11 protein-coding genes are annotated in these 14,951 nt (G+C 67.7%); 3 read left to right on the top strand and 8 right to left on the bottom strand.

Annotation, left to right across the window (positions count from 1 at the left end; all coding sequences use genetic code 11):
• Nucleotides 1-8: 8 nt before the first annotated feature.
• Complete coding sequence (locus BAU06_RS03010) at nt 9-1,637, bottom strand: hypothetical protein (RefSeq protein ID WP_066344146.1); 1,629 nt, start codon at nt 1,635-1,637, stop codon at nt 9-11.
• A gap of 226 nt (nt 1,638-1,863) precedes the next feature.
• Between BAU06_RS03010 and BAU06_RS03005 the strand changes: the two genes are divergently transcribed.
• Nucleotides 1,864-3,018 (top strand): C45 family autoproteolytic acyltransferase/hydolase, encoded by a 1,155-nt coding sequence (locus tag BAU06_RS03005; protein ID WP_066344144.1) that lies wholly within the window; start codon nt 1,864-1,866, stop codon nt 3,016-3,018.
• Nucleotides 3,019-3,035: 17 nt separating this feature from the next.
• A complete protein-coding gene (locus BAU06_RS03000) occupies nt 3,036-4,622 on the top strand; it encodes an ABC transporter substrate-binding protein (RefSeq protein ID WP_066344143.1) in 1,587 nt (528 codons plus the stop codon).
• A gap of 10 nt (nt 4,623-4,632) precedes the next feature.
• On the opposite strand, the gene BAU06_RS02995 is transcribed toward BAU06_RS03000, so the two are convergent.
• The 7 genes from BAU06_RS02995 to BAU06_RS02965 all read right to left on the bottom strand — a co-directional run bounded on the left by BAU06_RS02995 (nt 4,633) and on the right by BAU06_RS02965 (nt 13,488).
• Entirely contained in the window at nt 4,633-6,513 is a 1,881-nt protein-coding gene (locus BAU06_RS02995) for a glycoside hydrolase family 3 protein (protein WP_156770133.1), read from the bottom strand.
• 156 nt (nt 6,514-6,669) lie between these two features.
• The gene (locus BAU06_RS02990; RefSeq protein WP_066344142.1) at nt 6,670-8,223 is read right to left on the bottom strand and encodes an ABC transporter substrate-binding protein; all 1,554 of its coding nucleotides are present in this window, start codon (nt 8,221-8,223) and stop codon (nt 6,670-6,672) included.
• 120 nt (nt 8,224-8,343) lie between these two features.
• A complete protein-coding gene (locus BAU06_RS02985; protein ID WP_066344139.1) occupies nt 8,344-8,970 on the bottom strand; it encodes a GntR family transcriptional regulator in 627 nt (208 codons plus the stop codon).
• 124 nt (nt 8,971-9,094) lie between these two features.
• Complete coding sequence (locus BAU06_RS02980; RefSeq protein ID WP_066344138.1) at nt 9,095-10,762, bottom strand: ABC transporter ATP-binding protein; 1,668 nt, start codon at nt 10,760-10,762, stop codon at nt 9,095-9,097.
• Nucleotides 10,759-11,580 (bottom strand): ABC transporter permease, encoded by an 822-nt coding sequence (locus BAU06_RS02975; protein ID WP_066344136.1) that lies wholly within the window; start codon nt 11,578-11,580, stop codon nt 10,759-10,761. The genes BAU06_RS02980 and BAU06_RS02975 overlap by 4 nt, the downstream gene beginning before the upstream one ends.
• Complete coding sequence (locus BAU06_RS02970; RefSeq protein WP_066344134.1) at nt 11,577-12,521, bottom strand: ABC transporter permease; 945 nt, start codon at nt 12,519-12,521, stop codon at nt 11,577-11,579. Before BAU06_RS02970 ends, BAU06_RS02975 begins: the two co-directional genes overlap by 4 nt.
• A gap of 106 nt (nt 12,522-12,627) precedes the next feature.
• On the bottom strand, nt 12,628-13,488 hold the full coding sequence (locus BAU06_RS02965; protein ID WP_066344132.1) for an alpha/beta hydrolase family protein: 861 nt from the start codon (nt 13,486-13,488) through the stop codon (nt 12,628-12,630).
• A gap of 282 nt (nt 13,489-13,770) precedes the next feature.
• Here BAU06_RS02965 and BAU06_RS02960 point away from each other — a divergent pair, with 282 nt between their 5' ends.
• Nucleotides 13,771-14,823, top strand: a complete 1,053-nt coding sequence (locus tag BAU06_RS02960) for a YihY/virulence factor BrkB family protein (RefSeq protein WP_082993836.1) — start codon at nt 13,771-13,773, stop codon at nt 14,821-14,823.
• The last annotated feature ends 128 nt before the right edge of the window (nt 14,824-14,951 follow it).

Raw genomic sequence — 14,951 nt, 5'->3', positions numbered from 1 at the left:
GCCTCTTCCTAGGCGCGATAGCCGCTGGCGCCATCGCGTGCGATGGGGGCGGCGTACACGGCCGGCTCGGGGCGTGCCGGCGACGGGCTGCGCGACGACGGTATAACGAGCTGGCCCAGCGAAGTCGCGAGCGCGCGCGCGTTGCGCAGCCAACGGCTGGGCCGGCTGAACTGGCCCGGGCGTGGCGGGCTGGCGTCTGCCGGCCCGGCGTCCGAATCGGCACTGCCGTGCGTACGGCTGGCCATGCCCGCGTCCAGGACGGGCGCCGCATCGTCCGGCACGACCAGCGCGCCGGCGAAAGCCGCGGGCGCGGGAAAGGCCGGCGAAGGCGCCGGCGACAACGGTACGGGCGACGAAGCGGCTGCCGGCGAGAGCGAAGGCGAAAGCGGAGGCGAGCCGTGGGCCGGCGCGGGCATCCGGTTCGCGCGCGGCGGCAAGGGCGGCGCGGGGATGGAGGCCTGTGCCGCCCCGCCTTGATCCCGCGAAACCGGCATGCTGCCGACAGCAGGGGTATCGGGTGGCTGCCGTATTGCCGGCGGCATCTCTTCCAGCTTGCCCGGGACGCGCTGCCGGCGGCTTTCCAGGAGCTCCCGTTCGAACAACTGTTGGGCCGCGGGCATGGTCGCTTCCGTACCCAGAAACCCCAGCTGGGTCTGCAACAGGGTGCGGGCCCGCAGCAGCTCCACCACCGCGCCGCTGGCTTGCCGCTCGATGCGCGTCAACGCGGGAGACGAGGCGCGCAGGCTCAGCGACGACGCATTGAAGCCCCAGAACCCCGTGCCGTCGCGGCGCCGCACGCCGTGATTGCCGTTGCGGCTGCAATGCACCACCAGCACCGCCGAGGCACGGCCATACACCTGCAGCTCGTGCAGCAGCCGCTGGCCCATGTCGGTGCGGCGAACGGTCTGGAGCACTTCGGTCAGGTCGTCCCGGACGTGGATGGCCTGCTCCGTCAGCCACGCCGGCATCAAGCCGTCCAGCCCGTCAAATGTCAGCGCGCCGGGCCACCGCGGCAAGCGCTGGGGATCGTACGAAGCGGCAGGCGTGTCGAACGGCGCACCGCCATGGGCAGGATCGACGGCCGGCGCGGCACGCACGGCGAGCTCCGCCATGAAGGCACGCTGGACATCGTCGGGCTCCGGCAGCGGCAGATCGGCGGCCAGGCGATGGATCGCGAAGTTGCGGACCACCGCGGCGTTGTGGATCAGGCACGTGTACGCGTCATGATCGCGGTTCCCTGCCAGCAAGGGGCCGGCGTAACGCAGCAATTCCCAGCGGATGCCGTCGTCCCAGGTTATGAGCGTCCGCCCCCCGCACCGGTCGGCGGCGTCGGGATCGACGGCGCCACCGACGCCCAGCGAGATCCGCTCGCCTTTTTGTGTGCAGGCCTTGATATCCGCCAGCAACATGCGCCCGGTGCCGGTGGCCGCCAAGAGATCGAACACCGCCTGGATTTCGGTGTACCGGGCCGCCCAGTCGAGGCTCAGCAGAACGGGCCCGATGGCATCGAAGTGGACAAGTTGATGGGCGTCGCGGAATTCGCGGCGGTATCGGGCGAGCTGCTCGCCCGTGGGAACGGAGGGATCAGCCGGAGCAACCGTCGGAAGAAAGCTCTGGGTATTGATGGAGAGATCCATGGACGCCTTCGTGATTGATCGAGATCGGACGCATGCCAAAAAGCGGCGTGATTGCGTACGAACCGGGCACGCGCTGTTCCCTGCCCGCCCTGCCATTCGGATCAAGTCACGCCCGGGCTGGGATAATCCCGAATATTTTTGGCGCCAATTTGGGATAGAATTTTCCGGCCTCCTCCCCGCCCCTCGCGCCGCGCCGGGCGGCTCCTTCCCCTTACGCGGATACGCCATGGCCGCCACTCCCGAGCAATTCCCCTTTATCTCGGTCGCAGGTAAACCCTATGAACGCGGCCTGCAATACGGCCGCGCGGCGGTGGACCGGGTGCGCAAGAGCGCCGCGATGTACGGCCAGACCCTGGTGTCGCTGGGCTACGACAGCGCGGCGCGCGGCCGGCTGATCGAGTCCTTCGCCAAGGAAATCGAAGCCTATGGCCCGCACTACATCGAGGAGATGCGCGGCATCGCCGACGGCGCCGGCGTGCCTCTGGAAGACATCGTCATGATCAACGCCCGCACGGAAGTGGTCGCCAAGGCGCGCGCCGAGAAAAAGAAAGCGGCCGAACTGGAGCCCGGCGACGGCTGCACCGGCGCGCTGGTGCTGCCGGAGCGGTCCGCCACGGGCAAGCTGTTGCACGGCCAGAACTGGGACTGGCGCGCGGAATGCGCCGAGACGTCCATCGTGCTGCGCATCCGCCAGGACGACGGGCCCGACATGCTTACCTTCGTCGAGGCCGGCGGGCTGGCGCGCAGCGGCCTGAACAGCAAGGGGATCTCCATCACCGCCAACTATCTGGAGTCGGATCGCGACTTCAAGCAATTGGGGGTGCCGCTGTCGCTCATCCGCCGCAAGGTGCTGGAGCAGCAGCATTTCGCGCTGGCCATCAAGGCGGTGGCGACGACGCCCAAGTCCTGCTCGAACAACATCATGCTGGGCATGGCGGAGGGCTTCGGCATCGACTTCGAATGCACGACGGACGAAGCCTTTCCGATCTACCCCGGCGCCGACGACCTGATCGTGCATGCCAATCACTGGGTCAGCGAGGTCGCGCTGTGCAAGCTGCGCGACACGGGGCGCGCCAGCACGCCGGAAAGCCAGTACCGCGACTGGCGCGTGCGCCGGCTGCTGAACCAGCGCAAGGCGCTGACGCGCGACGACCTGCGCACGGCGTTTTTCGACGACTTCGGCACGCCCTATTCGGTATGCCGCCCGCCACGTCCCGGCAGCCATGACAACTTGTCGGCTTCCGTGGCGATGGTCGTGATGGAACCCGCCGTGGGCGAGATGGACGTCGTTCCCCTGCCTGCACTGAACCGCGTCTATACCCGCTATAGCCTGACAGCCGAACCCACGGTGCACACCCACGGCCAGACAGCCGGGCGCTGAACGCGCAAGGAGCACGCATGAAAACGAACGACCGGATCCCGCGCCCCGACCTTGGCGTGCTCGTCGCTTCCCTGGCGCTGGCCCTGGCGGCCGCCACCGGCATCGCGCGCGCGGCCGACGCCACGCCCTTGCGCATCGCCATGACCGCCGATATCCGTTCCACCGAGCCGGGCGTGAACCGCGACGCCAACAGCGATATGGTGGTGATGCATATCGTCGAGGGGCTGGTCGCCTTCGGCGAACATGCCGAGATCAAGCCCTTGCTGGCCAAGTCCTACCGCATCGGCGAGGACGGCAAGACCTACACCTTTACCCTGCGCGACGGCGTCAGCTTCCAGAACGGCGCGCCGCTGACCGCGCAGGACGTCGTATGGAGCTGGGATTACTTCATGGATCCCAAGACCGCGTGGCGCTGCCACGGCGACTTCGACGGCAGCGGCGGCGCCAAGGTGATCGCCGTGGAGGCGCCCGACCCGCATACCGTGGTGTACCGCCTGGACCGGCCCTACGGCCTGTTCCTGGCATCGCTGGCGCGTCCGGATTGCGCCGGCAGCGGCGTGGTCCACCGCGATTCGCTCAACGCCGACGGCACGTGGAACAAGCCCATCGGCACCGGTCCGTTCATGCTGCGGGACTGGAAGCGCGGCCAGTACATCAGCCTGGTGAAGAACCCGCGCTACGCCAACCAGGAGGGCAAGCCGGACGGCTTCACCGGCTCCAAGCGGCCGCTGGTGGACGAAGTGCGCTTCATGATCGTGCCGGACGATGCGACCGCGAAGGCCGCCTTGCAGCGCGGCGACATCGACATCATCCAGGACCTGTCGTACAGCGACGTCAAGCCCATGCAGGAGGTGCGCGGCGTCAAGGTGGCATCGTCGCCGGTCATGAGCCTGACGGCCTTGCTGATGCAAACGCGCGATCCGCTGCTCTCCAGCGTCAAACTGCGGCAAGCCATCGTGCACGCCATCGACAACGCCCAACTGGTGGCGGCAGTGGGCGACGGGCTCATGCAGCCCAGTACGTCCATGGTGCCCTTGATCTCTTCCTATTACGACACGGCGCAGCAGCAGACCTGGAAGTACGACCCGGCGCTGTCCCGCAAGCTGGTGTCGGAATCGGGCTACAAGGGGCAGGAGATCGTCATCCTGGCCACCAAGCGCTACCCCGAGACCTATACATCCGCCGTGATCATCCAGGCGATGCTGCAGGCGGTGGGCATCAATACGCGGCTGGAGGTCATGGAATGGGCCTCGCAGCTGGACCGCTACAACAGCGGCAAATACCAGATGATGACCTTCCCGTATTCGGCGCGGCTGGACCCCAGCCTGAACTACGAGATGATGGCCGGCGACAAGAACAAACAGCCGCGCAAGGTATGGGATGACCCCAAGGCGCTGGCGCTGATCGAAGCCTCGTCAAGGACGACCGACATCGCGCGGCGCCAGGCGCATTTCGACGAGCTGCACCGGCTTTTCCTGGCCGATGCGCCCATGATGCCCCTGTTCAACGGACTGGATGTGGGGGCCTTTCGGGAGACGGTGAAGGGCTACACGCCCTGGGCCTTGAAGCGCGCGCGAGCCTGGGAAGTCGCGAAGACACCCTGACCGACCGGCATTACAGCGACAGCCCGAAGCCGCGGGCGTAGCGGACCGGGCCCACGCCGCCGCTGCCGTCCGGCATGGGGATGTCGACGGGCAGCCTGCCCGTGGCCGGGCTGGCGCCGACCATGACGTCCACCAGCAGGGGCAGCGATGGATAGCGCAAGCCCGATTCGTCGCCATCGCAGGAATAGGCGGCCAGGGTGGCGTCGGCGATGTCGTCGTAATCGACCGCGTCATAGGGTGCGCGCAGCGCCACGTGGATGACCGACTTGCCCTGCTCCTTGGCGTATTCCATCGCATTGCGAGCCTGTTGGGCCTGGTCCGGCGTGGCGGGCGGGATGCCGGTGAATTTTTTCACCGGCGGCGCCGCGTCGGCCATTGTGCCGATGACGACCACGTCGGCCTTGTCCATGGCTTGTTTGCGTGCCTCCCAGGACATCGCGCCCAATGCCGCGGCGCTTGTGGCCGCGTGGCCTTGCTGCACGAAGCGGCGGCGCATGGCCTCGGCCTGCTCTGCCCGGGGCGCCAGGATGAAGACCCGCTGCGCGGGCGCCTTCAAGGGCAAGACTTGCCCCTCGTTGTGCAACAGGGTGATGGACGCGCGGGCGATACGGGTTTCCACTTCCCGATGGGCCGGGCTGCCGATGACGGACAGGTCCGGCAGCGCGTCGCGTTCCCCGTTGGCGGTGATACGGTGGCGCAGCTTCATTTGCACGATGCGGCTGACCGAACGGTCGAGCTCGGCCCGATCGATCTTGCCGCTGTCGACGGCGGCCACGAGTTCGTCCATCAATCGGGAGAGCGCTTGCACCTGGGCGGGGGTGTGGATGTCCAGGGGCATCAGGACGATGTCCACGTCGGCCTGGAAGGCCTTGATGACGGCGTCGGCCGGCTCGAAATGTTCGCCGATGCCGCTCATGTAAAAGGCATCCGTGATCGAGACACCGCGATAGCCGAGTTCTTCGCGCAACAGGTCGTGCTGGATCCTGCGCGACAGCGTGGCCGGGACCATGATGGGTTCCCCGGTACGCGAGGCGATCTCGCTTGAATCGAGCGACGGATACGGGATGTGGGCGGTCATGATCATGTCCGGGGCGTGTCCGGACTCGATGGCATGCCGGTACGGCGCCAGGTCCGCGGCATAGGCGTCGGCCCGGGGTTTCTCCACCCTGGGCGAGCCATGATGCGCGCCGGAGACCGTGCCGCCATGGCCCGGGAAGTGCTTGAACGCGCTGATGACGCCGGCCTGGCGCGCGCCCTGAGCGGCCAGGCCGCTCAATAGCCCCACGGTGTCGGCGTCATCGCCATACGCATGGACGTTGACGACCGGGTTGCGCGGATCGCGGTTCGTATCCACCACCGGCGCAAAATTGACGTTGAATCCGACCGCGCGGATTTCGGTCGCCCGCACCCGCCCGGCCGCCACGGCCAGGCTGCTGTCACGGCTGCCCTGGAAGGCGGCGCCCAGCGCCATATTGCCGGGGAAGGCCGCCATGGTACGCGGCAGGTGCACCGCGTTGCCGCCCTGCGCATCGATGCCGATCAACATGCCGAGCGGGTTGTCCGGCGCCCTGGCCTGGCGGATCTGCCCGGTAAACCGGCGCGTTTGCTCCAGGTCCACGATGTTCCCGCCCAGCAGGACCACCCCGCCGATGGCGTTGTCGCGCAATGTCGCGGCAAGCGCGGGAGGCAGCGCCACCATGTCGTCGCGACACGTGGGTTCGCTGTCGGGACACCAATGGCGCAGCCCCATCATGATCTTCTGGCCGATCTTCTGGCGCGTGTCCATGCCGTCGACGATGCGGTCCGCCCGCCGCTGGACATCCGGATTGCCCAGGCAGGCGCAGAGTAGAGCAACAAACAGCAAAGCGATCGGCAGGCGCGGGCGCGGCATTCTTCAAACCTGTGTGTGGGGGGCCACGAAAAAAAACAGGCAGGAGAGTATGCCGCCGCGCCAGGCGGCAAGCGGCCGCAATCGTATTTAAGACAAAGCGACGCCGGCGAGACCCGGCGGGCGACCTCCCCCGCCGCCCGGGCCTGGGCCGGCGCGCTATTCGCTGACCTTCGCGCCCCAGGCGAAGGGCTTGCCTTCCCATACGGTGAAGCCGGTCAGGCGCTTGCTGACGCCCCAGGGCTGGTTGCCATTGGACAGCAGGATCAACGGCGCCTGCGCGAGCATCAGGGGATGCAGTTTGTCGAAGATGGCCTGGCGCCTGGCGGGATCGAGCTCGGAAAAACTTTCGTCGATCAGCGCCTGCGCCTGGGGATCGTCCCAGACCTTGCGCGGCTGCTTGTCCTTGTTGCCGGAGAACTGCTCATAACTCAAGGCGGGATCCAGGCGCGACGAATAGCTGAACGAGCTGATCTGGTAATTGCCCTTGTTGTAGCGGTCCAGCTGCGTGGCCCATTCCAGTACTTCGATCTGGGCATTGATGCCCACCGCCTGCATCATGGCCTGCGCCATGACGGCCACCTGGTAGCTGGGCACATGCGCCCGCTTGTTGGCGTAGATGACGATCTTCTCCCCCTTGTACCCGGCTTCCTTGAGCAGCTTCTGGGCCAGGGCGGGGTCGTAGCGGTAGGCCTGTTCCTGGACTTTGTCGTAGAAGGCGGAATCGCGCGACACCGCCGACGCGTTGGGCGTGCCCAGGCCTTCGGTGGCCGCCTGCACGATCTGCGGAATGTCCAGCGACGCGGCGATGGCCTGGCGCAGCTTGACGTTCTTCAGCAAGGGATCGCGGGTCTGGAACAGCAGCGTGTGCTTGGCCGAATCCGAGGCAACCTGTATGCGCACCTGCTTCTGCGACTTCAGCTCCGGGACATCGGTATAGGGAATCTGGCCCGCGTCGATGGCGCCGGACAGCAGGCCCGCCTTTACGGTGGACGCGTCGGGCACCACCAGGAACTTGACCTCGTCCACCAGCGGCTTCTTGTTGCCGAGATAGCCGTCGGCCTTGTCGCCCGGGGGCGAGACGTAGTCCTTGAACGCCTTGAGCACGATGTATTCGCCACGCTTCCATTCGCCGAACATGAACGGGCCGGTGCCCACCGGCTTGTCCCAGCTGCCGTCCGCCTTGACCGAGGCCTTGCTCAGGATGGCCGTCATGCCGCAGTCCGTACGAGCCAGGGTATCCAGGAACACGGCGGACTTCCGGTTGAGCTTCATCACGAAAGTCCTGCCGTCCGGCGCGGAGACTTCTTCCACCTTCAGGCCATTGCGGCCGTCGAACTCGCTGCGGCAGCGCCAGTCGGTGGCCGGATCCATGTAGCGCTGCCAGCTCCACATGACATCCGCGGAAGTCAGCGTGTCGCCGTTATGGAATCTGACGCCGTCGCGCAGGGTGAAGGTATAGGTCAGGCCGTCGGCGGATACATCGACGGATCTTGCCACCAGCGGTCCCACGGAGCCGTTGGCGCGATAACCGACCAGCCCCTCCACCATATTCAGCACTACGCCGTCCGTCGTGTCGTCGCGGTTGACGCCCGGATTGGTGGAACGGATATCGGCCGGCTCGGAAATGACGTAGGACGACGCCTGCGCCACCCCCGCGGCCGTCAGGAAAAGGGCGGCCAGGGCGACTTGCGCTGAGGGAAGGGATTTCACCGGGGACTCCTGGAAATGACAATATTGGCGCCAAATTTGTGCATTATGGGGAGCGGCCGGCGGACGCGTAACCCGGGATTTTCCCCAGGCATCGGCGCCGCGGGTAAGGAGCCGTGCCCGTCAGGGCATGGTCTGCATGACGTGTTCGCGGATGATCTTCTGCAGGCGCTTGACGTCGCGCGCCTGCAGCGCCGCGACGATGTCGAAGTGTTCGCGCACGGATTTCTCGATGCGGGCGCGCGTCATCCATTGCGTAGCCGGCGCGGCGACGGCGCGGCTGCGCATATCCTGGATCAGCGCCACCAGCTCGCGGTTGACGCACATGTCGTACAGCGTTTCGTGGAATTGCAGGTTGACTTCGTACTGCTGCAGCAGCGTGCCGGTCAGGACCAGCTGTTCGAAGCGTTCGGCCATGGCGCGCAGCTGGGCGACCTTGGCATCGGTGACCTGGGGCATCAGGTCGGCGGCAGCGCCCACTTCCAGCATGGCGCGGATATCGCGGATGTGGTTCTGGCGCCGCTCGTCGATGGCGTGGACGTGATAGCCCCGATTGGGCACATGCTCGATGACGCGCTTCTGCGTCAGGTGGTCCAGCGCCCGCCGCACGTCCAGGCGCTTGGCGCCATAGCGTTCCTGCAAGTCGATCTGCTTGAGCCAGGCGCCGGCGCCGAATACGCCGGACTGGATGTCCCGCGCCAGTTGGTCGGCCAGTGACGCCGGTGCGGTGGAGGCTGCCGTCTTCGGCATGATGGGATTCCGTGATTGAGGTCTGGCGGAATTTTATGAAATTTGCCCGGGGCTTCACAGGCGCGAGCAAGGGAAGGCGCCGGCACGCGGCCCGCGCGCACGGCACAGCCCGGTCCGCCGGGGATCACGCGGCCGCGGTCGCCGGCGGCGCATCGGCGAAGCGCCATTTCAGGCGCACGCCGCCGCTGTCGCTGGAGACCAGCATGGGAATGGCCGCCAGCAGGCGCCGCGTATAGTCCTGCGTGGGCGAGTCGAAGATGTGGTCGCGGCTGCCCTGCTCCACGATGGCGCCATCCTGCATGACGATCACGCGATCGGCGACCTGCTCCACCACGCCCAGGTCGTGGCTGATGAACAGGCAACTGAAGCCGTGCTTGCGCTGCAGGTCGGCGAACAGGTCCAGGACCTGGGCGCGCACCGTTACGTCCAGCGCGGAAACCGGTTCGTCGGCGATGACGAAGGATGGCCGGCGCACCAGGGCGCGGGCGATGGCGACCCGCTGGCGCTGGCCGCCGGACAGCTCATGCGGATAGCGCACGCCATATTCCCCCGACAGGCCCACTTCGTCCAGGGCCTCGCGCACGCGGCGGTCCTTGTCGGCGGCGGTCAGGCCGGGCACCAGGCGCAGCGCCTCGCCCACCAATTGCGCGATGGTCATGCGCGGGTCCAGCGACGAATACGGGTCCTGGAACACCATCTGGCAGTTCAGCCGGTAATCGTTCCAGCTGGCGTGGCCGCGCGCGACGGGCTGGCCGCGGAACAGGATCTGCCCTTCGGACGGCGCGACCAGTCCCGCGATGGCGCGCCCCAGCGTGGTCTTGCCGGAACCCGAACCGCCGACCACGGCCACGACCTCGCGCGGATGCACCGCCAGCGAGATGCCGTGCAGGGCGCGCTTGGCCGCGGTGCGCTTGAACAGGCGCTGGCGCCCGGCGTAATCCACCACCAGCTGGCGCACTTCCACCAGGGGCGGTTCGCGCGGCGGCAGGCGGGCCGGCATGCGGCGCGGCATGGCCTGCAGCAGCTTGCGGGTGTAGGGATGCCGCGGGCGGGCCAGCAGGTCCGCGGTGGCGCCGCTTTCGACGATTTCGCCTTGCGACATGACGATCACGCGTTCGGTGTAGCGCGCCACCATGGGCAGGTCGTGGCTGATCATGAGAACGGCGGTGCCATGCTCGCGCGTCAGGCCCACCATCAATTCCAGTACGTCGCGCTGCACCACGGCGTCCAGCGCGGTGGTGGGCTCGTCGGCCACCAGCAGCGCGGGCGCCAGCAGCATGACCGAGGCCAGCATCATGCGCTGCCGCATGCCGCCGGAAAACTCATGCGGCCATGCGCTGAGCGCGGCCTCCGGGTCGCGCAGGCCCACCCGCGCCAGCATGTCCAGGATGCGCCGGCGGCGCTCGGCGGCACCCAGGTCGCGGCGATGCAGGGCCAGGCCCTCTTCCAGCTGGCGGCCTATCGTCATGGAGGGGTTGAGCGAGGTCATGGGTTCCTGGAACACCATGCCGATGCGGGCGCCGCGCAGGCGCCGCAGCGCGGCCGGCGTGGCGCGCGCGATATCGGTTCCCTCTACCGCGATACGGCCGCCGACGCGCACCAGGGGCGGCGGCGTCAGGCCCAGGATGGCGCGGGCCGCCTGCGTCTTGCCGCTGCCCGATTCGCCGACGATGCCCACCATCTCGCCGGGCGCGATGTCGAAGGACACGTCGCGCACGATTTCGCGGCCGCCCTGCCCCACGGCCAGCGTCAGCCCTTGCACGCTGACCAGGGCTGGATTGCCGGCGCTCATTGCATGCCCCGCATGCGCGGATCCAGGCGGTCGCGCACCGCATCGCCCAGCAGGTTGATGCCGAGCAGCGTCAGCGCGATGCACAGCCCGGGCAGGATGGACAGATACGGGGCCTGCGACAGGAAGGGCCGCGCCGCCGACAGCATATTGCCCCAGGTCGGCGCTGGCGGCGGAACCCCCAGGCCCAGGAAGGACAAGGCGCTTTCCGCCAGTACGACCCAGCCGAACATCGACGTGGCCAGCACCGTCAATGGCGCCACGCAGTTGGGCAATACATGGCGCGCCATGGTGTAGAGCTCGGAATTGCCCAGCACCCGGGACGCCTCGATGAACTCCCGTTCGCGCAACGACAGCACGGTGCCGCGCACGATACGGGTAACCGAGGGCGTATAGGCCAGGCCCAGGGCCAGGATGATGCCGTACTTGTTCGCGCCCACCACGGCCAGCAGGCCCAGCGCCAGCAGCAGGCCGGGGAACGCCAGCAATGCATTGTTGAAAGCCATGACGATGCGGTCGGTCCACCCCCGCACGAAACCGGTAAGCAGCCCTACGCAGGTGCCCGCGGCCAGCGCGAAGGCCACCGTCAGCAGGCTGATCCACACGCTGGCCGAGGCCCCGGCCATCAGGCGCGACAGCTCGTCGCGGCCGAACTCGTCGGTGCCCAGCAGGAAGGCTCCGCCCGGCGCCCGCAGCCGCGCCAGGAAGTTGATCTTGAGGGGATCGTGGGGCGTCCATGCGACGCCGACGATGGCCGCGACGACGACGATGCCCACCAGAACGCCGCCCACCAGCGCATTGGCTGCCATGCGTTTTTTCATTCGACGGTCACCCTGGGATCGAAGAAGGGATAGCACAGGTCGACAATCAGATTGACGACCACGTAGATCGCCGCCACGAACAGCAGGCAGCCCTGGATCACCGGGTAATCCCGGCCGAAGATGGAATCCACCAGCAGCCGGCCCAGGCCGGGGATGGTAAAGACGGTTTCCACCACGGCGATACCACCCAGCAGATTGCCCAGCACCAGGCCGATCAGGGTCCAGGTCGGGCCGAAGGCATTCTTGAAGGCATGCCGCATCAGCACCGTGCGCTCGGACAGTCCCTTGGCGCGCGCGTGGGTGATGTAGTCGAGCCGCAGTACTTCGAGCGTACTGGCGCGCGCCATGCGCATGATGACGCCGATCTCGTGCAGGAACAGCGTCAGCACCGGCAGGACCAGGTAAAGCAAGCCCGCCTGCCAATCGCTGGAAATGGACACATAGCCGACCACCGGCAGCCACTGCAGCTTGACGCCGAACAGCAGCAGCAGGAGCAGTCCGCCCCAGAACGTCGGGATGGAAACCAGCAGCGTCGCGCCGCCGACCAGCATCACATCCGGCAGCGCATTCTGCTTCCAGGCGGCGATCATGCCGGCCGGCACCGCCACCAGGCTGGCGAACAGCACCGCGGCCAGCACGACCTGGGCGCTGACCAGGAAGCGTTCCCACACCAGTCCCAGGACGTGCTGCCCGGTCGTAATGGAGACGCCCAGGTCGCCATGCAGCATGTTGCGGAACCAGATGCCGAACTGGACCAGCCAGGGCTGATCCAAGCCCAGGCGGGCGCGCAGATCCGCCAGGCTGGCGGGGTCGGCCAGGTCCCCCAGCATCAGTTGCGCGGGATCGCCGGGTATCAGGCGGATCATCACGAATACCGCGACCGCCACGATCAGCAGCGTGGGCAAGGTCATCGCGATACGGGTCAGCGCGAAACGCAGCATGGTATCCGTCCTTGGCCATCAGGGCAGGCGCCGCCGCGGCCGGCGCGGCCCGGCGCCGCCGCGCACCGTCCGGCACGTCCGTCGCACGCGCGCGGCCTGGCGATCATCATGACTCGCCGCGGTCCCGCCGCAGCACCTTGGCGAAAAAGTCCTGGACCACGCCCACCACTTTCATGCCGTCGTGCGGCACGTTGTCGACCACATCCATTTCCACCGCCACGCCGGCGGCCTCGAAAGACCGCTTCAGCGCCGCCAGGCGCTCCGGCCGCGTGCGGCCGGCGTCGTTGCAGCCCGGCATGTAGTACTTGCCGCCGGGCTGGTGCGTGATTTCCCAGGTCTCCAGGTCGGCCTTGCCCACCACCATGTGCACGGCGACGCGCCGCAAGGCATCCAGGTCCAGCGCCTTGCCATAGCGGGCAGCCATGTCGCGCGTCCCCACCCACCAGTCCTTGTCGGCGTCCAGCAGCGTCACGGAGCCCGGGGCGCCGATGGAGACGGCGCGCAGGCGTTCCGGATGCAAAAGGGCGAAGCGGTTGACGAACTGCCCGCCGCCCGAATAACCGAACAGCATGAAGCGGCCGAAGTCGCAGCCGTATTTGTCCGCTACCTCGCCCACCATGTCGAGCAGCACGTCGTCGTAGCGGATCTCGCCTTCGCGCAGGTGCTTGAAGCCATCGCGGTTGCCATCGCCCAGCACGCCGGCGGGAAAGAGCGGGCACAGCACGATGCAGTCATTCCAGCGGGCGAACTCCGCGAAGGCATCGCGGTACTCGACGAAGGCGCGGCCCGTGCCGTGCACGATGACGACCAGTTGCATGGCCCGCCGCGCCTGGGCGATATGCGGGGGAACGTAGGTGCAATAGGAGAAGCGCGGATCGCGCCGCGAGGCGTAGACGATGCCGGGCCCCAGGTCATACAGGGCGCGCGCCAGGCTGGCGCTGTCGGTGGGAGAGGAGTCTTGGGGCATGAGGCGCTCGGGGGTGAAACATGCAATCTAAATTGGCGCCAATATTATTGACCACGGACGGAATGCGGCAAGGCGGGTATTCCCCTATCGGTGCCGACGGGACGACGGAGCGGGCGATTTGTAGGGCGGCGAGGCAGCTGGTAAGGTCTGCTGCGGTCCGCCCCGCGAGCCCCCGGGCACGGGAACAACGATTGCTGCGGCTCGCCCACGCGGACATCGCGCGGCGCACGGGGTTATCCAGGGCGCACACGGTTATCAATATTCAAGATGGCGGGTTCGCATATGTCCTATCTGTCACGTCTCCGGACCCGGCCGTCCGTACTGCTGCGGCTGCTGGTCGCATCCGGCAAGCAGTGGTCCGAGCACCGCGCGTCCAGCAAGGGCGCGGCGCTGGCGCTGTACACCATCTTTTCGCTGGCCCCCATGCTGATCCTGGTGATCGCGGTGGCGGGCGCCTTCTTCGGCGAACAGGCGGTGCGCTCGGAGCTGGTCGGCCAACTGCGCGACCTGATGGGCGACCGCGGCGCGGAAGTCATCCAGATCGTCCTGGCCAGCGCGCACGAGTCCGGCAGCGGGCTGGTGGCCACCGTGATGTCCATCGCCGTGCTGATATTCAGCGCGACCACCGCCTTCGCCGAACTCAAGGAAAGCCTGGACGAGTTGTGGGACGTGCGCGGCAAGCGCCGCAGCGGCGTGCATGGCATGGTGCGCAGCCGCCTGCTGTCCTTCGGGCTGGTGCTGGTGCTGGCCTTGTTCCTGCTGGTCTCGCTGACCGTGAACGCCGCCCTGAGCGCGGCGCACGATTACTACGGCGAGCTATGGACCAACTCCGCCTTCGCCATGTTCGCCGAGGTACTGTCCGGGGTGTTTTCCTTCGCGGTGGTGGCGGCGCTGTTCGCGGTGATCTACAAGCTGCTGCCCAATGCGGTGATCCCCTGGAAGCACGTGCTGCCCGGCGCGATCGTGACGGCGGCCCTGTTCCTCCTGGGCAAGTGGGGCATCGGCCTGTACCTGGGGCGCGGCGCCGTGGCGTCGGCCTACGGCGCGGCGGGATCGGTCGTGGCGCTGCTGCTGTGGATCTATTACTCGGCGCAGATATTCTTCTTCGGTGCGATCTTCACGCGCCAATACGCCTTGTACTTGAACGGCGCGCTACCCGGGGATACGGGCGAGCCCGAAGGCCCGGCTGCCGCCGAACGCGCACGCGCCGGCCAACCGGACCGGGAGCCGGGCGCGGCGGTCGGTGATGGCCACCGGAACGGCGAGTACGACAGCGAATACGGCTATGACCGCGACCACGGCAAGGAATCGAGCCAGGGGCCGCGCGCGAGCTAGCGCGACGACGGCCGCGCGATGCCAGCCGCGCCCGGGCCGGCGATCCGCACGATCGGGCGGCACGCCGGCGCCGGCCGGGTCCCGCCGCCCGCGCACGGCGGCGGTTTTCGCGCTAACCTGTGCGCCCC

The sequence above is a fragment of the Bordetella bronchialis genome (genome assembly GCF_001676705.1).
In the GTDB taxonomy this organism is placed as follows: domain Bacteria; phylum Pseudomonadota; class Gammaproteobacteria; order Burkholderiales; family Burkholderiaceae_B; genus Bordetella_C; species Bordetella_C bronchialis.
The sequence above is the reverse complement of the archived record's forward strand: the minus strand, read 5'-3'. Positions and strand labels throughout refer to the sequence as shown.